20 protein-coding genes and 1 tRNA gene are annotated in these 21,924 nt (G+C 66.9%); 13 read left to right on the top strand and 8 right to left on the bottom strand.

The genetic code is table 11. The annotated features are described in order from the left end of the window. Positions 1-145 precede the first annotated feature (145 nt). The 3 genes from ASC66_RS08125 to ASC66_RS08115 are packed head-to-tail and all read right to left on the bottom strand — an operon-like array spanning position 146 to position 2,000. Positions 146-814 carry a hypothetical protein gene (locus ASC66_RS08125; protein WP_055837436.1) on the bottom strand — a complete coding sequence of 223 codons (669 nt, stop codon included), beginning with the start codon at positions 812-814 and terminating at the stop codon, positions 146-148. Continuing rightward, entirely contained in the window at positions 801-1,331 is a 531-nt protein-coding gene (locus ASC66_RS08120; RefSeq protein ID WP_157509702.1) for a hypothetical protein, read from the bottom strand. Before ASC66_RS08120 ends, ASC66_RS08125 begins: the two co-directional genes overlap by 14 nt. A 54-nt stretch (positions 1,332-1,385) precedes the next feature. Then, the gene (locus ASC66_RS08115) at positions 1,386-2,000 is read right to left on the bottom strand and encodes a helicase associated domain-containing protein (protein ID WP_055837430.1); all 615 of its coding nucleotides are present in this window, start codon (positions 1,998-2,000) and stop codon (positions 1,386-1,388) included. 180 nt (positions 2,001-2,180) lie between these two features. Here ASC66_RS08115 and ASC66_RS08110 point away from each other — a divergent pair, with 180 nt between their 5' ends. From ASC66_RS08110 to ASC66_RS08090, 5 genes are all read left to right on the top strand, one after another. Further along, positions 2,181-2,507 carry a hypothetical protein gene (locus tag ASC66_RS08110; protein WP_055837427.1) on the top strand — a complete coding sequence of 109 codons (327 nt, stop codon included), beginning with the start codon at positions 2,181-2,183 and terminating at the stop codon, positions 2,505-2,507. A 3-nt stretch (positions 2,508-2,510) separates the two neighbouring features. Further along, complete coding sequence (locus ASC66_RS08105) at positions 2,511-2,840, top strand: hypothetical protein (protein ID WP_157509701.1); 330 nt, start codon at positions 2,511-2,513, stop codon at positions 2,838-2,840. After that, positions 2,833-3,723 carry a hypothetical protein gene (locus tag ASC66_RS08100; RefSeq protein WP_055837421.1) on the top strand — a complete coding sequence of 297 codons (891 nt, stop codon included), beginning with the start codon at positions 2,833-2,835 and terminating at the stop codon, positions 3,721-3,723. Before ASC66_RS08105 ends, ASC66_RS08100 begins: the two co-directional genes overlap by 8 nt. A 100-nt stretch (positions 3,724-3,823) precedes the next feature. Next, complete coding sequence (locus ASC66_RS08095; protein ID WP_055837418.1) at positions 3,824-4,822, top strand: tyrosine-type recombinase/integrase; 999 nt, start codon at positions 3,824-3,826, stop codon at positions 4,820-4,822. Beyond that, positions 4,819-6,756, top strand: coding sequence for a hypothetical protein (locus ASC66_RS08090; RefSeq protein WP_055837415.1), 1,938 nt, complete (start codon positions 4,819-4,821; stop codon positions 6,754-6,756). Before ASC66_RS08095 ends, ASC66_RS08090 begins: the two co-directional genes overlap by 4 nt. Before the next feature lie 236 nt (positions 6,757-6,992). Here ASC66_RS08090 and ASC66_RS08085 read toward each other — a convergent pair. The 3 genes from ASC66_RS08085 to ASC66_RS08075 form a co-directional block, all read right to left on the bottom strand. Then, a tRNA-Pro gene (locus ASC66_RS08085) sits at positions 6,993-7,066 on the bottom strand. Positions 7,067-7,164: 98 nt separating this feature from the next. Then, entirely contained in the window at positions 7,165-8,139 is a 975-nt protein-coding gene (locus ASC66_RS08080) for a metallophosphoesterase (RefSeq protein ID WP_055837412.1), read from the bottom strand. Continuing rightward, positions 8,139-10,727, bottom strand: a complete 2,589-nt coding sequence (locus ASC66_RS08075; protein WP_055837410.1) for a transglycosylase domain-containing protein — start codon at positions 10,725-10,727, stop codon at positions 8,139-8,141. Before ASC66_RS08075 ends, ASC66_RS08080 begins: the two co-directional genes overlap by 1 nt. Positions 10,728-10,835: 108 nt before the next feature. Between ASC66_RS08075 and sp36 the strand changes: the two genes are divergently transcribed. Both sp36 and ASC66_RS08065 read left to right on the top strand, forming a co-directional pair. Next, complete coding sequence (gene sp36 / locus ASC66_RS08070) at positions 10,836-11,063, top strand: Sp36 family protein (RefSeq protein ID WP_055837406.1); 228 nt, start codon at positions 10,836-10,838, stop codon at positions 11,061-11,063. A 16-nt stretch (positions 11,064-11,079) separates the two neighbouring features. Next, positions 11,080-11,550, top strand: coding sequence for a RidA family protein (locus ASC66_RS08065; protein ID WP_055837403.1), 471 nt, complete (start codon positions 11,080-11,082; stop codon positions 11,548-11,550). A 79-nt stretch (positions 11,551-11,629) separates the two neighbouring features. Here ASC66_RS08065 and ASC66_RS08060 read toward each other — a convergent pair whose 3' ends face one another. Then, positions 11,630-14,281, bottom strand: a complete 2,652-nt coding sequence (locus tag ASC66_RS08060) for a cell wall-binding repeat-containing protein (protein ID WP_157509700.1) — start codon at positions 14,279-14,281, stop codon at positions 11,630-11,632. A 168-nt stretch (positions 14,282-14,449) separates the two neighbouring features. After that, positions 14,450-16,399, bottom strand: coding sequence for an acetate--CoA ligase (gene acs, locus ASC66_RS08055; protein WP_055837397.1), 1,950 nt, complete (start codon positions 16,397-16,399; stop codon positions 14,450-14,452). Between the two features lie 555 nt (positions 16,400-16,954). On the opposite strand from acs, the gene ASC66_RS08050 reads away from it, so the two are divergent. From ASC66_RS08050 to ASC66_RS08025, 6 genes are all read left to right on the top strand, one after another. After that, complete coding sequence (locus tag ASC66_RS08050) at positions 16,955-18,052, top strand: TadA family conjugal transfer-associated ATPase (RefSeq protein ID WP_235496782.1); 1,098 nt, start codon at positions 16,955-16,957, stop codon at positions 18,050-18,052. Next, entirely contained in the window at positions 18,049-19,110 is a 1,062-nt protein-coding gene (locus ASC66_RS08045; RefSeq protein ID WP_055837390.1) for a type II secretion system F family protein, read from the top strand. Before ASC66_RS08050 ends, ASC66_RS08045 begins: the two co-directional genes overlap by 4 nt. Before the next feature lie 108 nt (positions 19,111-19,218). Beyond that, on the top strand, positions 19,219-19,563 hold the full coding sequence (locus tag ASC66_RS17815; RefSeq protein WP_082492147.1) for a DUF4244 domain-containing protein: 345 nt from the start codon (positions 19,219-19,221) through the stop codon (positions 19,561-19,563). After that, complete coding sequence (locus ASC66_RS08035) at positions 19,544-19,894, top strand: TadE family type IV pilus minor pilin (RefSeq protein WP_055837387.1); 351 nt, start codon at positions 19,544-19,546, stop codon at positions 19,892-19,894. Before ASC66_RS17815 ends, ASC66_RS08035 begins: the two co-directional genes overlap by 20 nt. After that, positions 19,891-20,268: an Rv3654c family TadE-like protein gene (locus tag ASC66_RS08030; protein WP_055837385.1), complete on the top strand. Its 378-nt coding sequence runs from the start codon at positions 19,891-19,893 to the stop codon at positions 20,266-20,268. The genes ASC66_RS08035 and ASC66_RS08030 overlap by 4 nt, the downstream gene beginning before the upstream one ends. A gap of 86 nt (positions 20,269-20,354) precedes the next feature. Continuing rightward, entirely contained in the window at positions 20,355-21,917 is a 1,563-nt protein-coding gene (locus tag ASC66_RS08025) for an alpha/beta hydrolase (RefSeq protein ID WP_082492146.1), read from the top strand. Positions 21,918-21,924: the final 7 nt, after the last annotated feature.

The following is a 21,924-nucleotide window of genomic DNA, read 5'->3' as shown; positions in this document are numbered from 1 at the left end:
AGCCCGGCCACTGCTTCACCCTAGCGAGTCAAGCAGGCAGCACCGACATGGCACGGCGCGGGGAAAGCGATTGAACGTGTTGAGGGCCGGCCCACCCGGCCCCTGAGCTGCGCCGCACGGTTCATGGCCGATGCTCGAGTTGGTGTCACCACTCGATGCCCGCACCGTTGCGGAAGGCCTCGACCAGCCTTTCGGGCTCGTCGGTGTAGTTCACCGGGCGGGCTCCGTCGAAGTATGTCGTCGGGCTGTAGAGCCAGAAGATGAGGCTGCGGACAGAGTAGTTCAGCTCGTAAGCGGCCGCGATGAGTGGCTGCACGAACGCGGCGACCTCGTTCTGTTCGGGCCCGAACTGGCAGCCGGGGAACACCAGACGCTCCTTCCAGATGAGGCCGAGGAGCCGGTCCGAGTCGAACAATTCCTGCACCATGTCGACGCTCACATCGAGCAGCGCGGCGACGTCGGCGGTGCTGAGTAGTCCGTCGCTGGCGTTGATGTTCTCGAGCGCCACCTCCGTGTTCGCGTTCCCGAGCTCCATACCGGTGAGCCGCTCGATGCGTTGAACCGTACTGGTCTGGTGCCAAAAGTAGGCGGTGAAGAAATCATCGGATTGCATGGTCCAGCGCCCAACTTCGCCGACCTTGCAGGACTCGATGCTGCGGAGCGGCCGTTCGCGGTCGTTGATGCTGGGATTGCGGCCAACACCACGTATGCGCGTGACCGTGCGTCGCTGAAAGTTGATGATGTGGCAACTGCCGACAGTCGTAACGCGCCACACACCATCCTCATCGCCGGTCAGTTCCTCAACTGTGTCCATGAGCGTCCTCCTCATTCGGGGGCCGCCGTTTGGTGGCGCCCGAGAGCTCAGGCGACTGTCCAAGCACGGGCCACTGTGGCTCTCGATTGTTCCCCTTGTCTGGCACTTCTATGATGGTGAGCACCGTGGTGGTTTCCCGAGTGGTGAAGGCGATTCCGGGAATGCCGAGGTTGAGCCTCAGCCGCATCCGCCCGCCGACCACGCACTCTACGAGCCGGAGCAACCGCACTGGCTGTCCGTCACCGCGCATCGCCCAGAGTTCCTCTTCACCGTCCTCGGGGAGGCGCACGAACGCTTCCCGCTCGAAATCTATGAAGTACTTGCTGCCCGACTCCGTCATCACGATGAATCGACCATGTTCTCTATGCTCCAGGGAATGGTGGGTCCTACCCGAGCTGTTCGATTCGTCCCTCGCAGGGTGCGGTCGAACCAGGGTGGGGTCATCGATGCCCGCGCCCGCCGGGACCACGGCGGCATCGCCGAAGATGCCGTCGGCGCGGTCGTCGTCAGTGTTCATGGGGTCGAAGCTACTGCTCCCCACGCCCTGACCGGCCGCGCCGACGGCTTTCTGTCACTGAATCGGATTTTCTGCTTCCGGTGCGGTCGCTGCCAGCAATTCGGTCAGTAGGGCTACACGGTGCTCCGGCAGTGTGCCTGCCTTCAGACGCCGTAGTTGCCGGCCCAGCCAGCGGGCAAGAGCGAACTCCACAGCGTCGGTTGCGTGCAGCCGCGGCAAATCACCGACTTGCTCCCGGTGGGCCGCGCACGCCAGGAGGTGTGCCTGCCACAAGTCCTCCAGGCTGTCCCAGGCAAACGCCGGCGAGACTTCTAAGCGAATGCGCTGGTAGACGCAGAGCATGTCATCGAAGCGACGCTGATGCCGCGCCCACTCGCCCAGGCGCCGCTCGGCCGCCGGGAGGGTCGACTGGTCTCGAGTGTTCTCCCGCGGAGTGCGCCCATTTTCCCGCCAGAAGGTCTCGTAGCGGTGGAGCGCCGAGGCCCAGTTCGCCGCCCGCCGGAGCCCCGGAGCACGAGGGGCTTCCCCGGTGGTCGCGATGGCATGGTCGGCGCGCTCATAGAGTGAGGACCTCTCTTGGGGTTCCTCGTCTGCCTCCCTGCTCGTCGCTTCGAAGATGTCCCGCGCCCGCTCGTAGAGCTCCGCCGGTGCTATTCCTGCTTGTTGCATAGTTGCCCGTTCCGGCCGCAACGATTGCGGCCTCACTGCAGCTATGCGCGGTGCACGAAAACCCTGCCGGGCACCGCTTTGTCGCTGAATCGGTGGTTTGAAATCGGGCGAATCCTTAGCGTTGTGTGAGCGGTCAGACGCTGAACACCGGTGTCGTCGTTCGGAAGAAGCGAGGCGGTAATGACGAGGCTGGACAAGCTCACGGAAACCAACGGGGGTCGCTGGCGCGTGCGCACGCGGGACTCCGTGCACCTCTTCGACCTCGAGGCGATGACCGTGACGCGAGTTCCGGGACCGAGCTCCGAACCGTCGGCCTACGATGCCGCGCGGCCTTTGCTGCGGATTGTGGAGTGCACGGCCGGCGAGAAAGGGCACTGGCACACCCGCGCCGACGGCACCGACGCCGAACACTTCGATTTCATCCGGCATATCACCAGCCGCATCTTGCGCATCTGCCCGGCGCCCCTCCGCGGTGACGCCCGTGACTCTGCGGACGACGAGGGGTGAGTGATGACATCGACAAGTGAGCTGCTCCCTCGTTCCCTTCCGGATGACGCCACCGGCCGCTACGTCGTCACGACTGTGTCGGGCAGTCGGTACCGGTTCGACCTCGATGTTCGTGAGGTGCGGCGCGACCCGGGCTCACCGCTCGCGGGGGCACCAGCGCTTCGCCGGGACGGCGAGAGCGTCGACCTCCTCGAGATTGTCTCTTGCACGCTCGGCGAACCACTCGTCGTGCTGATAAACCTCGCCGTGCCCGGCGTCTGGCTCACGACTCGTGAGTCGACGGCGGTGGCGTCCATCGAGCGCGTGCCAGAACTCCCACGACGCCATGGCTGACGACGTAGCCGAGCTTGACCGGTATCGTCCCGTCCAAGCGGGGCCGTACTGGGACATCATCGGCGAGTTCGTGGAAGAGGCCGTCGCGGACACTGCCGCGACGACCGGGCGGGCACCACGGAGCGTGTTCCCCGCCGCGGTGGCGTTCGTGCTTTGGTGTTGGCAAAGCCGCGGTACCCCGTTGGAGCGCCCGCGTATCTTCCGACGCGCGGTCGTGGAACAGTTCATCCAGCTCGGGATGGACGGCTACCTCCAGGGGAGCAAAGCCACTCATCGGGCGACGCTGTCACAGATGGTGCGCGTGTTGAACCCCGCCGATGCCGTTCCCGCGCACCGCCCAATTCCCCGCTCGGCCCCGACCGAGCCCTACACGCCGGCCGACGTTGCGGCGCTACACAGTTGGGCGTTCTCACAAGGGACACCACGGCGACGAAACGACGCTGTCGCGCTCCTCGCCCTGGGGTTGGGTGCGGGCCTCGCAACCCGCGAGCTTCTCAAAGTGCGTACGTCCGACCTCGGCATCTGGAACGAGCAGATGTTCGTCATCGTGAGGGAGGGTCGGCCCCGTCACGTCCCCATCCTGTCCGCTTGGCAACAGCCGATACGCCGCATCCTGGGCGAAGTCGACCAGGGCGACTGGTTGTTCCGCCCGGGGCGCTCGAGCACCGGCGTCGGCCAAATCGCGGACTTCTTCCAACGCGCTCCCACGAGCTTGGACGTCCGGCCCTTGCGGATGCGCACGACCTGGCTCCTGCACCATCTCCTGGCAGGAACACCGCCGCTTGAGCTGCTTCGCATCTCCGGGCTGCAGAACTTCGCCGCGCTCGACAAGATTGCCGTCTTCATCCCATCGGGTGCCTCGACCCCCGCCGCGCCGAGATAGCCACCGGGTTTGGGTCTCGGATTGTTGACGGCGCGCAGCGATGTTCTGGCCTATCCGAAGTACTTTTACAGGTTTCCAGCCTGCCCTCGTACATGAGTGCATGACCGCGAAAAACCGACTCAACAACAAATTCCTTGCCGACTCTGCAATGTACGCGCACCTACGCGCCGCCGACCCTGAGCTGCCCGAAGAACTCTGGGGCATCATCGTCCGCTACCACCCGAAGGTGTCGCCGACGCAGTGGAAGGCCGTACGCGAGTTCACCATCGCCACCGCGGTGCAGACGAAGCCGCGCACTTACGAGTCGGCGCGCCGGGTGATGTCGATGACGGCACGGTTCCACGCCTGGCTGTGGGCAACCAACGGCATCGAGCTCACCGTAGAGCGCGTCTACACCCAGAACAACGTGTACCGGTTCCTGCAGGAGTGCCTGCCGAAGCACTCGGAGGTTTACCGGTGGGGTGTTGTCCGCCAGCTCGGCACCATCGCTGACCGCCTCGCCAACGGCGGCGTCAAGAGGCTAGCTGCCCCGCAGATGGCTGGTCGACGCCCGTTCTCGATGGCAGAGGCCGCGACGATGCACAGTTGGGCCGGAACCCTCACGACCGAGCTGAAGCGGCGAAACGCACACGCGATTCTTGGCCTCGCCGGTGGAGCTGGTCTCCGCACGGAAGAAATCATCAAGGTGCGCATCAGCGACATCGAGGTCGTCGATGGTCGCGTGTTCGTGAATGTCCCCGGCCCCCGGCGGCGCCGCGTGCCGGTGATGCACCCGTGGAATCGCACCCTGCTGAGCAGCATCGACTTGGGCGCCGACCCCGACGAGTACCTCTTCCGTGGTTACCGGTTCGATGAGTACCGGCCCCGCGTAATCCAGACGTTCCTGACCGAGCACCCGTCGCGGGTCCGCGCAACCGTGTCACGGCTGCGTTCGACCTGGATTGTTGCCCAAATCGACAATGGTGTCCCTCTCGCCGCGCTCAAAACTGTTGCTGGATTCGTCTCGGCCGCGAGCCTCGACAAGCACCTACGCTTCGCCCGCCCGCTTGACCCCGCAGACTATGTCGGTCTCCTCATCGGCGAGGAGCTCGCACGATGAGCGCCGGCGACACCGATTTCGAATTCACCACGCACAACCCCGACCTCGGCGGCATGTCCGTCGAAGAAGTCATGGGACGCGGCCGAAACGTCCTCCACATCGATGACAACACAGTGGCTCAAGCCGAGAAGCGCGTCGTGAAGGCCGGGGTTCTCGAGAAGCTGCAGGAATGGCGCAAGGAAGACGCATCGGCTTTCGGCATCGGGGGCCGTCCGGCGCTCATCTCCGAACGGGCGATTCTGACCGGCATGCTTCTCCTCGCCAAGGAGGGCTCCGAAATGTTCCTCTCGAAGCTGAGGGATGTGTTCATGTACCGCCTCAGCGACAACTCCAGAGAGCTCCTCGGGCTCGAGTACTCGACGGAGTCCTTCGTTGGACACATCGGAGAGAACAAGCGCTGGTACGACAACACCCACCGGGCGTTCCACCGCATGGTTGACCTGATGGACCCATTCCCGCAGGAGCGACGCCACAGCAAGACCTATGCCGAAATCCAGCAGATTCTGGAGACTCACGACGCAAAGCTGGGCGAGAAGAAGAAGGCCCGCCTCGACGAGTTCACCAAGCTCTTCCTGGTGATGACCTTCAACGAGCAGCCCCGCGACATCAGGCGTGTCTCCAACAAACTGGACATCTCGTTCGACCAAACTTTCATCGGCACCCCGACGACGACGGGGTACTCGCGCAAGCACCTCGCCCGTCGCGTCGCCGAGGAAGCAAAGGTCGAAGACATGAGGACGCAGACGCCAGGGCCGGTAGACGCCTTCGCTGGATGGCATGTGCGCACCGGTGCACGCACTGACTCCCTCCGTGGCGCGGCGGACATGACCACGCCCGACACGAAGAAGGCCAAGGACGAATACAGCTGGGGCTGGGAAGCGAACGTCGCTGTGCGCGTTGACTCGGAAGCGCCGGGCTCGAAGCGATTCCCCGCACTCGCTGTCGCCGCAACGCTGAGCCTGCCAAACGTCGGTGTCGCCGAAGAAGCGGTGTCGTTGATGCGTGCGGCCAAAGCCACCGGTCTCACACCCGGCGTCGGTGACGCTGACAAGCAGTATTGGGCCAACTCCCTTGTCGAGCGGCTCCATGACCCAGCCTTCAACGAAGGATTCACGCCGTCGACGGACTACCGAATCGACCGGCTCGGCGTCCAAGGCGGCGACCACGGCGCGTACTACATCGAGGGCGCTGCCTACTGCCCGGGAACCCCCGAGCCGCTGCGCGACGCGACGAAAGACTTGCAGCGCGGCCTCCTCGACAAGGAGACCTACTGGGTGCGCATCAACGAACGCAAAGCGTTCCAGCTGCGCCAGAAGGAGAAGCCAGACGCTAAAGGCCGCACCGTGCTCACCTGCCCGGCAGTCGGACCAAGCCCGACTGTGACTTGCCCCCTGCGTGAGCTCATGAAAACAAAGAAGGTAGCCGACAAAGCCCGCCCCGCCGTGGACGCCGAAGACCTTCCGAACTTCGCTGACAAAATCTGCCAACAGCACTCGGTGTCCTTCGAGGCCGCCAACATTCGCCGACAGAAGCAGGCATTCGACTACGGCACGCGTGAATGGGACGAGTTCCACACTCACGCCCGCAACTCCATCGAGTCGCTGAACAAGCAGGTCAAGGGCGGCGGCACGGAAGACATCCAGGACGCCAGCAGGCGTCAGGTGCGCGGCTTCGGCGCCGCGCAGGTCATCGTCACCATGCTGCTGGTCAACTTCAACCTCCGGAAAATCGCCTCGTTCATGAGCGACCAGTACAAAGAAGACGCGAAGCGGAACCGCGCCGGTAACCCCGTTGAGAAGAAGCTTCGCCGCCGCGACCGCGAGTTCTACAATGCGTACACCGACACGCTCCCACCCGGAGTAGAACGGCCCGCACACATGAAGAAGCGCGGAGCAGCAGCCGACGAAACCGGCGGGCCACCCACCCGACGGTAGCCGCGCACCCGCGCGACCGACACCGCCCGAGAGGGCAAACCCCAGGCGCACCGAAGACATCGGTGCGCCCGAAAGTCGTTAACCAGCGCGAAATCGCCCGCCGAAAAGGCTCAGAAGACTAGGCCGCGCTCCGGAACGCACGAAAACGACCCGGAAACAGAAAATCGCTCCTGATTCTCATCAGGAGCGATTCCGTTGTTGCCGTTTTGCGAGCAGTTTCGAGAACTGCCCCACTGTCGGGGTAACAGGATTTGAACCTGCGACCTCGTCGTCCCGAACGACGCGCGCTACCAAGCTGCGCCATACCCCGATGACCCGAAAGCCATAGTCCGTTAGGACCTCAATAAGAATAGCGGATATTCCAGCCGCCGATTGCCACTTGGGCGTTCCCGGCCGGGAAATTTCGGCTTACGGCGCGGCGACGAGCGTCAGCAGTGTCGCCTCGGGCGGGCAGGCGAAGCGGACCGGCGCATAGATCGACGTACCGAGCCCCGCCGAGACATTCAGGAACGCCGAGCGGAGCCCGTGCAACCACAGGCTCAGCCCCTTCGCCTTGTCGCGGGGAATGTCGCAGTTGGTCACGAGCGCACCGATTCCCGGGATGCAGACCTGGCCGCCGTGCGTGTGACCGGCGAGGATCAGCTGAGCGCCGTGATTGACGAAGGAGTTGAGCACACGCTGGTACGGGGCGTGGACGACCCCGATCGTGGCCGTGGGGCGCGGCGCAGCGGCATCCGGGCCGTCTGGCCACTGCTCGTCGAGCAGCGGGTCGTCTGCGCGCAGCTCGTCGATGGCGCCGGTGATCAGCTCCAGTCGATCGAAATCGCGGTGCGGGTCGTCGACGCCGAAGAACTCGAGGTGCGTTCCGCGGATGTCGATGGCCGCGGCCTTGTTGTTGAGATCCGTCCAACCGAGACCCTCGAACACCCGGTGCAGCGCGTCGATGTCGAGCGTGGCGACCTTGCGGGGAGTGCCAGACGGCCCGCCGAAGTAGAGGAACGGGTTCTTTGGGGAGGGCCCGAAATAGTCGTTGGAGCCGTTGACGAAGACGCCGGGGATGCCGCGGAAGCGCTCGAGGGCGTATGCGACGCCCGGGATGCCGTCGACGTGGCCGAGGTTGTCGCCGGTGTCGACGACGAGGTCGGGCTCGAGATCGGCGAGAGAGCGCACCCACTCCTGCTTGTCACGCTGCCATGGCGCCATGTGCAGATCGGAGAGGTGCAGCACCCGCAGCGGTGCCGAGCCGGCCGGCAGAACCGGAACGGTGACCTCGCGCAGGGTGTAGCGCTTGCGCTCGACGAGGGTTCCCCAGGCGAGCGCTGCAAGGCCAGCGGCCGCGACCACCGAGGTGATCGCGGCCGCCGCGCGGGAGCCTGAACCCACTAGCCGTTGCCCTTGCCGTCGCCGCCCTTGTCGTCGAACTTGCCGACGGTCAGGGTGATGGTGGCGCCGGACTTGACGGGGCTGCCGGCAGCGGGGTCGCTGGAGATGACCTTGCCGTCCTGCTTCTTGTCGGTCACGGCCTGCTCGGCCTGGGTGACGGAGAAACCACCGAGCGCGCCCTTGGCCTCATCGATGCTCTTGCCGATGACGTCGGGGAGCAGCACCATCTGGCCGTTGCTCGTGTTGACCGAGACGACCGATCCACGCGGCGCCTCACCGGCCGGGCTCGTTCCGGAGACCTGACCGGCCGGCAGCTCGGAGTCGACAGGGCCGCCGTCTGCGAAGCCGAATCCGGCGCCCTCGATGATGCTCTGCGCCTCGGCCAGGCTCTTGCCGCGAACATCGGGGACCGCGACGTAGACGGTCTTCAGAGCGCTCGCGTCGGGCTCGGCGAACGCGTCTCCGCCGAACTTGGCGTTGGCGACGGACATGATCTGCGGCCAGATGTAGTGGCGGAGGGTCGCGGCCTGTGTGTCGTTGAAATAGGTGCGACGCAGGTCGACATGGCCAGACGCGTTGAACACGCCGACAACGGTGGCCGCCTTGGTGGTCGCGCCGCTCATCCAGGTGGCCTCGTTCTCGTCGGAGGTTCCCGTCTTGCCGATCATGGGCGCCCACGTGTCGACGCGCCCGGCTGAGACCGCTCCGGTTCCACCGGACATCACCTTCTGCATGGCGTAAGCCATACCGGATGCCACGGCGGGGTCGACCTTCTGGGAGCAGTTTCCGTTCGGAACCTGCAGCTCGCTGCCGTCCGCAAGTGTGACGGGGGTCCCGTCGGAGTGGCTGATGCTGGCGATGGCTGTCGGCTCGCACACGATGCCGTTGGCCGCGACGCCGGCGAAGGCGTTGGCCATCGACAGCGGTGCGATCTCTTCGGTGCCGAGCACGGCGCTTGCTCCCCAGGCCAGCGGGTTGCCGTCGGCGCGGTGCACGCCGAAGGACTCTGCGGTGTTCTTGATCCCGCAGAGGTCGAGCTGCTTGGCCATGGCGATGAAGCCGGTGTTCACCGACTGCTGGGTCGCGCTGAGGGCCGTGTACGTCCCGCCGTTGCCGCCCTCATCGTTGTTCACGGAGAAGCCGGGGAAGGAGATCGTTCCGCCGTTGCAGCTGTCGCGGAACGTGCCCCAGTCGCTGCGCTTGCGCCCGTCGATGCTCTCGTTGAGGGAGTGGCCCTCCTTCACCCACTCGCCGACAGTGAAGACCTTGTAGGTTGATCCGGGCTGGAAGCCGCTGGATCCGCCGTATTCGAAGTCGGTGTTGTAGTTGACTGCCGAGTACTGCGGCCCCTGGGCGAGCACTTCGGAGTCCTGGCTGTAGGTCTTGTTCTGGGCCATCGCCAGAATCTTGCCGGTTCCCGGCTGCACGGTGACGGCAACGGCGCCGACATCGATGCCATCGGCAACCTGCGGCACGTACTGGTTGATCGAGTTCTCAGCGGTGATCTGCAGGTCCATGTCGAGCGTCGTGTAGATCTCGAGGCCACCACGCTGAAGCAGCGCGCTGCGTTCCTCCTCTGTCGCCCCGAACGCCGGGTTGTTCTGAATCGTCTTGGTGACGTAGTCGCAGAAATAGGCTGAGCCGCCCGCCGTCTGGCAACCGGTGCTCGGTTCCGTGATCACGGGGGTGATCGCTGTGGCATACGCGACGTCGAACTGCTCTTGGGTGATCTTGTCGTGCTCGAGCATCTCGCGGATGATGTAGTCGCGGCGGAGCTTTGTGGCCGCATAGCCGTTGGCGGCGCCGTTGTCGACATCATCCGGCCTGTCGAGGCGGTACTCGTCCGGGCTGTTCACGATGGCCAGCAGCGCTGCTGACTGTTCGACGTTCAGATCGGCGGCATTCACGCTGAAGTAGTACTGAGCCGCGGCCTGGATGCCGTACACCCGCCCCCCGAAGTTGGCGATGTTGAGGTAGCCGAGGAGGATCTCATCCTTGCTGTAGGTCTTCTCCAGGGTGATCGCGTAACGCATCTCCTGGAGCTTGCGCTCGGTGGAGAAGCCCGCCGCTTCCTCCCACGCCGCGTCGACCTCTTCCTGCGTCGTCGCCTTGGCGACCAGCTTTTCGAGCAGAACGTTCTTCACGTACTGCTGGGTGATCGAGGATCCACCGGAGGTTGACATCCCAGGAATCACCTGGCTGGCGGCGGCGCGAAGGGTTCCCTTGAGGTCGACACCGCCGTGATCGTAGAAGCGGGGATCCTCACCGGCGATGGCGGCGTCCTTGGTGATCTGAGAGACCTGATCCCAGCCGACGGACTCACGGTTCTGGTCGTAGAAGGTCGCGATCTTCTGCGAGGTGCCGTCGGAGTGCGTGACGTAGATGTTCGAGCTTTCGGCCAAGTCGCCGATCTCCAGGTAACCGGGCAGGTTCTCGAACATGTTGATCGAGCTGTTGGCTGCGACGCCGGAGAGGGCGATGGCGGGGGTCACTGCTGCGGCGACGAGTACACCGGCGACGGCGCTCATTCCCACGAAGCCGAGGAGGCCACCGAGGGCGCCACCGACCGTACGTTTTTGCTCAGACATATAGTGGAGCCTAAGGCGAAAAGCTGAAAAACCACCGTGGCGGGCCCGCGTGTGCCACGCGCGAGCCCGCCCGAGGCCCCTCATTGACCCATTCTGAAAGGCTTCCCTATGCTTCGCTGGGAATACATCACGACTCCGCTGATGATCCACAACACCGCTGCGATCCTCAACAATTGGGGCTCAGAAGGCTGGGAACTGGTGCAGATCGTCACCGGACCCGAGGGCGGGCTCGTCGCCTACCTCAAGCGCCCCGTCGGCGGCGAGAGCTCGGCCGCTGCTGCCGCCGGTGCCGCCGCCGCGAGCGTCGCCGCCGCCGCATTCGAGAACAACAAGTAGAAGGACGCGCACGCCTATGTCACAGATTGAGGCCCGCCTGGCCGAACTCGGCCTCGTCCTTCCGGATGTCGTCCCGCCCGTCGCTGCATACATTCCCGCCGTCGAACATGGCGGCCTCGTCTTCACCTCCGGTCAGTTGCCCTTCGTGGCCGGGTCCCTGCCGGCCACAGGCAAGGTCGGCGACGGGCACGACCTCGTCCCCGCAGCGGACGCGAAGGAGTATGCGCGTCTCTGCGCGATCAACGCGCTGGCAGCCGTTCGCGCGCAGATCGGCTCGCTCGACCGGGTGACCCGCGTCGTCAAGGTCGTCGGCTTCGTCGCATCCGACCCGAGCTTCACCGGCCAGCCGGGCGTCATCAACGGTGCCAGCGAGCTGCTTGGCGAGGTCTTCGGTGACATCGGCGTGCACGCGCGCTCGGCCGTCGGCGTCGCCGTGCTCCCGCTGGATTCGCCCGTCGAGGTTGAGCTGATCGTCGCCTTCGCGTAACGCGGAGTCGCAGACACACACACAGAGGGCGGATGCCGGTTCAACCGGCATCCGCCCTCTGTCGTCGGAGCAGCGCCGCTCAGCAGCGGGTCAGTTTGTCGATCGCGGGACTCAGCACGCTGGTGCCGCCGATGACGACGATGCGGCTCGTGCCCCATGCGTTGAGCTTGTCGAGGATGCCGCCAGGTACACAGTGGCTGGGGATCACGTAGAGCGGGCCCGGGGTTGCCCCGGCGATCGCGGCCCCGGCGAGCGCATCGGCGAAGCCGAAACCTGTGGCCAGATAGACGGTCTTCGGCTTGTCGAAGGTGCTCGCGTTGATCGCTTCGCTCGTCGCGAAGCGATCGGCCCCCGCATAGCGTTTGACGGTGTAGTCCCGTTTCAGTGAACTCTCAATGCCAGCGCTCACGGCAGCCGGCCCGCCCGCGATAGCGACCGTGCGCGGCTTCAATCGTGCGAAGAGACCTGCGGTCAGGGCGTCGACGTTCGTCTGTCCGCCGTTGATCATCACCACGGGAACCTTGCGGCTTCCGGCGACGGCAGCGGCAGACAGTGCGTCCGGGAAGTTCAGGCCCGTCGCCAGCCAGCTCTCCGCCACGACTCCGGGGAACGCATCCGCGACGATGGCCTGCGCAGTGGCGAAACGGTCGGCTCCGGCAAGTCGCACGGTGTTCTTCTGGAGCGCCTTGATCTGGCTGAGCACCGTGTTGCTGATGACCGCAGTTCCTCCCACCACGACGATCCGGCTCGGCTTGAGGCGCTGGATCTCCTGCTTGACGGAGTCGGGAACACCCCACCCTGGTGTCAGCAGGAGTGGGCCGCCCAGCGTCGCCGCGGCCGGGGCGGCGGCCAGAGCGTCCGGGAAGCTTTCTCCCGTGGCCACATAGACCACAGGGGCCGTGGTGGGGTAGCCGAGCTGCGAGAGTGCGATGGCCGTGCCGTAGCGGTCGGCTCCTGAGATGCGCTTCACAAGCGGGCGGAACAGCTGAATGCTCACCGTGGCGGCGGACGCCGTTGACGAGGTGACCGCTATGGTGATGCCACGGTCGGCCGTTGCGAACTTCTCACCGAGGTCGAGCAGGTAGTCGCGCGCACTCCCACTCGCTGCCAGAGGGGCAAGCACCCGCGAGGCCGGACCGTACTCCGCGCCGAGCCGGAGCACCCGCACGCCGTTGCCGGCGCCAGCCGGGGTCGTGTAGAAACCCCCGGCGTCCAGCCCGGTGCCGTTGCGCCATTCAACGAAGTAGACGCCGCCGTCCCGTGGGTTCACGATCCGGATGCCGCGGACGCCGGAATTGCTGGAGGCGGCTTGCACCGTGACCGTGCGGCTGGAGGACGACTCGGCGCTGGGCAGACTCACGCTGGGCATGGATGCGGCATCCAGGAAGCCGACGCTGGCCTTGTGCGCGACGTTGAGCGCGGTGATCTTGTCCGTCGTGTAACAGACGGCGCCACAGGACGTGAAGCCGCCGGCCATGATGTCGTAGTAGTCGCTGTACGGATCGTCGTAGCAGCCGTTGCTGTACTCGCCGTTGGCGTTGGGCAGGCCCTCGACCAGCGCGGAATTGCTGCAGTAGTGGTTGTTCGAGTGGCCGAGACCGATGTTGTGGCCGAGCTCATGACCGACGATCGATGCGGCATCCGGCCCCCCAACGGACGCCCAGACCACGCCTCCCTCGTGCACGGACGCGCCGACGGAGCCGAGACCGTACCCGGCCGTGCACCCGTCCGCGTTCAGCGGGGTGGCGATGGCGACGAGGTGGCGCCCCGCTCCGCCGGCGTAGACACCCTCCAGATTGGTGACGCCGAACGCGCTGCTGGCTGCCGACCATGCACTGAACGGATCGCAGGGGTCGCCGATGGCGACGCGTTTGATGGACATCGGACGGGTCATCGCCGATACAGCGCCCTGCGACTGGGATGCCCAGTAGCTGCTCAGCTCGGCAACGAGCGCATTCACCTGGGCGTCGCTGAAGAAGTTGGTCGAGCTCAGGCTGGTTCCGACGATTGCCACGTCGAGCGTGTGCGCGCGTGCGGGCACGGCACCGGCGGCCGTGCGCTGCTCGAAGGTGGCATCGGGCAGAGGTTCGGCGGCGCGGGTGATGGTCGTCTCAATGGCGACGACGGGCAGCTCCGCAGCCATGCTCTGAGCGAGCAGCTCGTGGCCTTCAGCGCTGTCTGCGCTGACGACGCCGTCGTGCTCCGGGAGCGGAGCCGACTCGGCTTCGACGCCGGGATCGAGGGCGACAACGCCAGAGAACTCATCCCCCGGCTGCACGGTTGCCGTGTCGATGCCCTGCAGTCGCACCAGAGACCCGTCAGGGGTCTGCAGCACGACGATGCGCTCGTCACTGCCCGGTGCCACATCCTCTGCGGCAAGGACCAGGAGGGGTCCTGTCACCGCGATCGCGACGGAGGATGTCGGCGCTGAATCGGGCACGGCGTCGGGTGAGCTCGGGTCCGGCGCGTGTGTGGGAGCCGGAACACTCGTCGGGAGTGGGGTCGGGATCGGAGTTGCCGGGTCCACCGTGCCGGGCGTCGGGGCGGGCGTCTCGGATGTCTCCGGCTCTGGAGTTGCCGGGGCCGGTGTGCTGGAGCTGGGGATCTCCGGGGTCGGCGGAGCTGTCGCTGCCAGGGCGGGAGGGGCGGCGAGGCCGACGACCAGCGCCACGCTCACCGCGGCTGTGGCCAGTGACCGGGACAATGGCGGCAAGCGGCGTGGCTCTGGCATGAGCGTCCTTTCGCGAAAGTCAGCTTTCGCTGGGCGCGCCGGTGCGCACTCCGGCCAGTTCTACCACGTTCGTTTCGCGGCGGGAAGAGGCGCGCGTTCCCACGGCCGTGTCGCGAGGCGTTGGTGGATGCCGGGCCGGCCGGCATCCACCATCAGCTGAGCGTCAGATCAGCGCATCTTCGAGGTGATGATCTGCATCACGGCGGTGTCGGCGAGCGTCGTGGTGTCGCCGATCTCGCGGCCCTCAGCGACGTCGCGGAGCAGGCGCCGCATGATCTTTCCCGAACGCGTCTTCGGCAGTTCGTTCACGATGAACACCTCGCGCGGGCGGGCGATCGCGCCGATCTGCTGGGCCACATGGGCGCGCAGCAGTGCGGCGATCTCGTCGGGGTCGGCGATGTCGTGCTCGTGGCTCTGCTTCAGGATGACGAAGGCCACGACGGCCTGACCCGTCGTCTCGTCTGCGGCACCGACGACGGCCGCCTCGGCGGTGAGCGGGTGGGCGACGAGCGAGGACTCGATCTCGGCCGTGGACAGGCGGTGGCCGGAGACGTTCATAACGTCGTCGACGCGGCCGAGCAGCCAGATGTCGCCGTCCTCGTCGAGGCGCGCGCCGTCTCCGGCGAAGTACTTGCCCTGGAACTTGTCCCAGTACGTCTCCTTGAAGCGTTCAGGGTCGCCCCAGATGCCGCGCAGCATGGCCGGCCACGGCTCGTTGATGACGAGCAGTCCGCCGCCCTCCTCGAGCTTCTTGCCGTCGTCGTCGAGCACTTCGACCTCGATGCCGGGAATCGGGACCTGCGCGGCGCCGGGCTTCAGATCGGTCAGACCGGGCAGGGCGGAGATCATGATGCCGCCCGTCTCCGTCTGCCACCACGTGTCAACGACGGGGATCGAGCCGCCGCCGATGACGTGGCGGTACCAGATCCACGCTTCGGGGTTGATCGGCTCGCCGACGGAGCCGAGCAGGCGCAGCGAACGCAGGTTGAACTCGTGCGGGATCTGACGCCCGAGCTTCATGAAGGTGCGGATGGCGGTAGGCGCCGTGTACAGGATCGTGACCTTGTACTTCTCGATGATCTCCCACCAACGACCCTGGTGCGGGGTGTCAGGGGTGCCCTCGTAGATGACCTGGGTCGCGCCGTTGGCGAGCGGGCCGTAGACGACGTAGCTGTGGCCGGTGATCCAGCCGATGTCGGCCGTGCACCAGTACACGTCGCGCTCCGGGTGCAGATCGAAGACGTTCTTGTGCGTGAACGCGGCCTGGGTGAGGTAGCCGCCGCTCGTGTGCAGGATGCCCTTCGGCTTGCCCGTCGTTCCCGAGGTGTACAGCACGAACAGCGGTTGCTCGGCCGGGAACGCCTTCGCCACGTGGTCGGCGTCGACGGCGGCGAGCTCGTCGTGCCACCAGAGGTCGCGTCCCTCTGTCCACTGCACATCGTTGCCGCCGCGCTTGACCACGAGCACGTGGTCGACGCTGCTCTGGCCGTCTTCCAGGGCGGTGTCGACGGCGTTCTTCAGCGGGAAGACCTTGCCCTTGCGCCATCCGCCATCGGCCGTGATGACGACCTTGGCCTCCGCGTCGTCGATGCGGGCCCGCAGGCTCTCCGCACTGAAACCGCCGAACACGACGGAGTGCACGGCGCCGATGCGGGCAACGGCGAGCATCGAGATCACGGCCTCGGGGATCATCGGCAGGTAGATGGCGACACGGTCGCCGGAGCGCACGCCGAGGCTGGTCAGCAGGTTCGCCGCCTTCTTCACCTCGGCCGTGAGCTCGGCGTAGCTGTATGACCGGCTGTCGCCGGGTTCGCCCTCGAAGTGCAGCGCGATGCGGTCGCCGTTGCCGGCCTCGACGTGTCGGTCGAGGCAGTTGTAGGCCACGTTCAGCTCACCGTCGTCGAACCACTTCGCGAACGGCGGGTTGCTCCAGTCGAGGGTCTGCGTGAACGGCTTGTTCCAGTGCAGCAGCTCGCGGGCCTGCGTGGCCCAGAAACCGAGCCGGTCGGCCTTGGCATCGGCATACAGCGATTCGCTGGCCACGGATTGCGCCACGAACTCGGGGCTCGGCCGGAACCGGCGGATCTCTTCGAGGCTGGTATCGATCTGGACGCTCATTGGTGAGTCCCGCTCCTTTGCGTTCCGGTTCCGGTGGCCGGTGGATTTGTCGTTCCGGTGGATCGGACCGTGCGCAGATTCGCTCGTCGCAGTGCCGCCCAGTGAGAGATTACCCTCTCGTTCCAGCCCTGGCGTTCCGGTGTCGTCATGCAAGATTTTTGGGGGACAATTCTCGCGGCGTGTCGGGTGCTGAAAGCCGAACACGAGCGGAATTCCGGGCCAGTGCGTCTCCGTCGAATCGGGAGGTCAAGGCGCCGCAACTTCTGGGGGCACCCACACGTGTTGCAAATCCCGTCTGGACGCGTACACTGAGTAACGTCCTGCGTGAGTGGTGACATGCAGTGCCAACGATTCCCCCCAATCCGGCACTGCTGAGGCGGCACCTGTTCCCCCCAATAGGTGCCGCCCCCTTTTTTTAACTTCCGTGCCTCGCTGCCGTGATGTCGCCGGTTCGCGGCCCGCAGGTGTTGTGCACAAGCGCACGCTCGGCGCCGATTGTGCACAGCTGCTGCACTCGCACTGTCAGACGTACGAGATGCGTCTTAGCCTCGCGTCGTGGACCTACCTTTTGTCGCAGTGCCCTCGTTCGAGATGCCTCCGCTCGCAGACCCTCCCGCGTGGGACGAACCACCCCGCGCGCAGGAACCCGTTGTCGCGGACGTCCGGCCTGAAACGACACCCGACGCTTCGACCCGGAGCCTGAACACCGCCGTGCTCGGCGCCCTGGCCGGTTACGCCGCGGAGCCCGGGGTCACCGACCTGTTCGTGAACGGCGATGCCGGGCTCTGGATCGATCGGGGTCGCGGCGCTGAGCGGGCGCCCGACTGGAACCGCGACGAGGCCGAGGTGCGTGAGCTCGCGGTGCGTCTCGTCGCCGTCGGCGGGCGACACATCGATGAGGCGACACCGTGCGTCGACGTGCGGCTTGGCGACGGGATCCGGGTTCATGCTGTCCTGCCACCGGTCTCCAGTACCGGGACGCTGCTCTCGGTGCGGCTGCCTCACGCCGACGGTTTCACGCTCGCCGGGTTGGAGCGGTCCGGCATGTTCGAGGCGGAGATCGGCGCGCGCCTACGCAGGGCCGTCGACGCACGCGAGAACCTGCTGGTGACCGGGGCGGCAGGCAGCGGCAAGACGACGCTGCTCGCGGCGCTGCTTGCCGAGGCCGCAGCCGGAGAACGCATCGTGACGATCGAGGATGTCGTCGAACTGCGCATCCGACACCCCCACGTCGTCGGGCTCGAAGCGCGGCAGGCGAATCTGGAGGGCGCCGGACGGCTGGGCCTCGACACCCTGCTGCGCGAGGCGCTGCGCATGCGACCGGACCGGCTGGTGGTCGGTGAATGCCGGGGGAGCGAGATCCGGGAACTGCTCGCCGCGCTCAACACCGGCCATGACGGCGGCGCGGGAACGTTGCACGCCAACTCGCTTGCCGATGTGCCCGCCCGGTTGGAGGCCCTCGGCTCACTGGCCACTATGAGCGCGGAGGCCGTCGCGCGGCAGACGGTGAGCGCCATCGGCCTGGTCTTGCATGTGGAGCAACGCGGTGGCGTGCGCCGCCTCGCCGCGATCGGCCGCTTCGTGCTCGACGACCGCGGCCGACTGAGCGTCGTGCCGGAAGACGGGGCGCCGGAGGCCGAGACGACCGCGTGAGGTCCACCGAACCACCGATCGAATCGGTGGCCGCGATTGCTCAGCGGCTCGCCGTGCTGTTGGCGGCCGGTGTCGCCCCGCACACCGCCTGGACTTGTCTGGACGAAGAGAGCACGGCTGCCGCGGGCACGGCGGGCGCGGCGGCGGCGCGGGGCAGGCGGTTTCCGCGGCTCCTGCCGGGTCGGCGCGGACGGAACGACGCCGTGCGGGTCGCGGAGCTGAACGCGCTGGCGCTGCGGGCCGCCTCCCGCGCCGCCGCCCGTGGCAGCGACATCGCCGAAGCGCTCCGGGGTGCCGTGAACACGGGGGAGACCCGCCCGTCGGACCCCGTGTCGTTGTCGGAGCAGCGGGCGGCAGCTGCTTGGTTGGCGTTGGCCGCGGCTTGGGCCGTGGCCGGAGAAGCCGGAGCGCCGCTCGCCGCGACGCTGCGTGGGCTCGCCGCGACCTTCCGCGATCAGGCCCAGCTCGAGCGCGACCTGGCCGTGGCGCTGGCCGGGCCGCGCGCCACGGCCAGGATGGTCGGTGCGATGCCTGCCATCGGGGTGGTCTTCGGAGCGCTCCTGGGATTCGACACGATCAGCACCCTGTTCCGCACCGTGCCGGGGCTGATCTGCCTGGCGCTCGGCGGGGCGCTGATGCTCGCGGGTGCTGGGTGGAGCCGGGCGCTCGTGCGGCGCGCAGCGGGCACGGATGACGACGGGCTGATGCTGGAACTCGTCTCGATCGCGATGTCTGGCGGTATGTCGACCGAACGCGCCCGTGCGCTCGCCGACGGTGTCGCGAAACGCTTCCTGATTCACGCGAACACCGCCGGATCGCGGGCGATCGACGGCGTGCTCGCCCTCTCCCGCCGGGCGGGTGTGCCGGCCGTGGAACTGCTGCGCAGCGAGGCGCAACAGGCGCGGCTGCGATCGCGCAGCGCGGGGGAGCAGCGGGCGGCCCGGCTCGCTGTCACGCTGATGATCCCGCTCGGCCTGTGCGTGCTCCCGGCGTTCATGCTCGTGGGGGTGCTCCCGCTGCTCATCTCCGTTCTCTCCTCCACACTCGACGCATTCTGAACCGCTCTCCACAGATCCACGGCCGCGCGGCACGACGATCCGCAGCAGAACATGCTGGAACTGCTCGCGCCAACGGCAGCACCTCGACGGGTGCGAAAGGAGAGACTCATGACTGACACACTCACGCAGGCGGCGGTTGCGGCGGAGAGGGGCCGGCACGCGGGGCCCTTCCGGGAGGGCGTGGATTCAGCACCCCCGCCCGGCACCCTCGTCCTCGCCCGCGCCGCACGGCACCGCAAGTCTGCCGACGGCAGCACCGCGTCGGGATCGCCGACGCTCCGCCACCGGCTCCTCCGCCGGGTTGCGGGCGAGCGCGGAGCGGCGACGGCCGAGTACGCCGTCGCGACGATGGCCGCCGTCGGCTTCGCCGGGCTGCTCGTCGTCATCCTCCGGGGAGATGAGGTGCGCGGAATCCTCATGGAACTCGTGCGCAATGCGCTCTCCGTGGGGTAGCGCAGAACGCGGCAGCGTCACCGCCGAGTTCGCTGTGCTGCTCCCGGCGCTGCTCCTCGTGCTGGCGCTCTGCCTCGGTGCCGTTCAGCTCGTCGGCCAGCAACTGCGGCTGAGCGACGCGGCTGCCGACGCTGCGCGAGCGGCTGCACGTGGTGACGACCCCGCTCGGGTGGCGGCGCTCGTCTCCCGTGCGGTCTCCGGGGCGGATCTCGGCCTCAGCACGCGGGGAGAATTCATCTGTGCCGACCTGGGCAGCGCGCCCGCCGGTGGTCTGGTCGCCTTCGGCCTGCGCCTGACGGCATCCTCGTGTGCGCTGGCGGGTGGGCTATGACTGGTCCTGGCAGGCTCCGACCCCGACGCGGGTGGCCGCTGGCGGACCGCGGCTCAGGCGCGGTGCTGACAGTCGGTGTGCTCGGCGCTGTGGTGACCGTCGTTCTCACGGTGATCCCCGTGGCTGGAGCATTCGTGGCCAGCCAACGGGTGGCGAATGCTGCGGATGCCGCCGCCCTCGCCGCCGCCGATGTCGCGTCAGGCGCGGTGCCCGGCGTCGCCTGTCAGCTGGCAACGGCAGCCGCGAGCCTCAACAGCGCCGTGCTCGACGGCTGCGAACTGAGCGGCGCGGTGGCGCTCGTCAGCGTCAGCAGCAGCTGGTGGGTGTTCTCTCTGAGGGCGACCGCCCGCGCCGGGCCTCCGGGGACGCCGTGACCCATGGCTCCACTTGAACTCCGTCTCGCGATAGCGATACTCTGCCGCGATGGGGCTCGCCGGAATCCCGGCGAATGAGGGAACCCATGGCAATTGGACACAGACGTCGCATTCGGCGTACCGCCGCGATCACCGCGGGGCTGGCCGCCGCCGCGCTGGCACTGAGCGGTTGCCTGCAGGTGATGCCCCAGGACGAGGTGACGCCCCGCCCCGAGGCGGCGGTCGTGCCGGACACCGAGGGTGTCTCAGCCGAGCTGCTCCCGTTCTACGAGCAGGCGCTGGACTGGACTGCATGCGAGGGCACAACCGAGTTCGAGTGCGCGTATGTGAACGCGCCGCTGGACTGGGACAACCCGGGCGCCGGCGACATCCGGCTCTCCATCGTGCGGCACCTCGCCGCCACGACGCCGCTGGGATCCTTGCTGACGAACCCCGGTGGCCCCGGCAGCAGCGGCGTCGACCTCATTCTGGACGGCCTTGACTACGCCGTCGGGGCCGACCTCATCGAGAACTACGACGTGATCGGATTCGACCCACGGGGCGTCGGCGGCTCCACCGCGGTGAGCTGCTTCGACGCGGCCGGCATGGACGCCTACCTCTACGACATCCCGGCCGCTCCGCGGAACACCCCCGAATGGGATGCCGAGCGCACCGCACTCGACCAGAGCTTCGCCGACGCCTGCGAGGCGAACAGCGGCGGCATCCTGCCCTTCATCACGACGGTCAACTCGGCGCGCGACATGGATCTGATCCGCGCGGTGCTCGGAGACACGAAGCTCAACTACCTCGGCTACTCCTATGGAACGTTCCTCGGGGCGAGCTACGCCAATCTGTATCCCCAGAAGACCGGACGCCTCGTCCTGGACGGGGCGGTCGATCCCGCCATTCCGGGTCTCGAGGTCGGCACGACGCAGGCGCTCGGCTTTGAATCGGCGCTCCGCGCCTACATGCAGCACTGCCTCGATTCGGGGTCGTGCCCCTTCGACGGCACCGTCGACGAGGCGATGGCCGAGCTGGGTGAGTTGCTCGCCAGCGTCGACCAAGCCCCGCTGAAGAACGACGACGGCCGCTACCTCGGCGCGGATTCGCTCGTCACGGGGATCATCGCGGCTCTCTACTCGGAGGAGAGCTGGGACTACCTGACGGAGGCTCTGAACGGCACCGTTCGGGGCGATCCGCGCGGCGCGTTCGCGCTTGCGGACTTCTACAACGGCCGAGAAGACGGTGTGTACCTCGACAACGCCAGCGAGGCCTTCCGCGCGTACAACTGCATGGACTATCCCCTCGAAGATGATCAGGCGGCCGAGGATGCGGCGATGCAGAAGATCGCAGAGGGTGCCCCGACGATCGCACCGTACTGGGCGGGCCCCGAGCCATGCCTCGGCTGGCCATACCCTCCGACGGGCGCGCGCGGCGAAATCCACGCCGCCGGTGCCGGCCCGATCCTCGTCATCGGCACGACCAATGACCCGGCGACGCCGTACGAGTGGGCTGTGTCACTGGCCGGCCAGCTCGAGGAGGGTGTGCTGGTCACGCGTGTCGGCGAGGGGCACACCGGATACAACAAGGGCAACAGCTGTGTCGATGACGCCATCGAGGCGTACTTCCTCGACGATGTCGTACCGGAGGACGGGCTGCGCTGCGAGTGATCAGGAT

It is taken from the genome of Leifsonia sp. Root4, from assembly GCF_001425085.1.
Lineage (GTDB): Bacteria > Actinomycetota > Actinomycetes > Actinomycetales > Microbacteriaceae > Microterricola.
The sequence above is the reverse complement of the archived record's forward strand: the minus strand, read 5'-3'. Positions and strand labels throughout refer to the sequence as shown.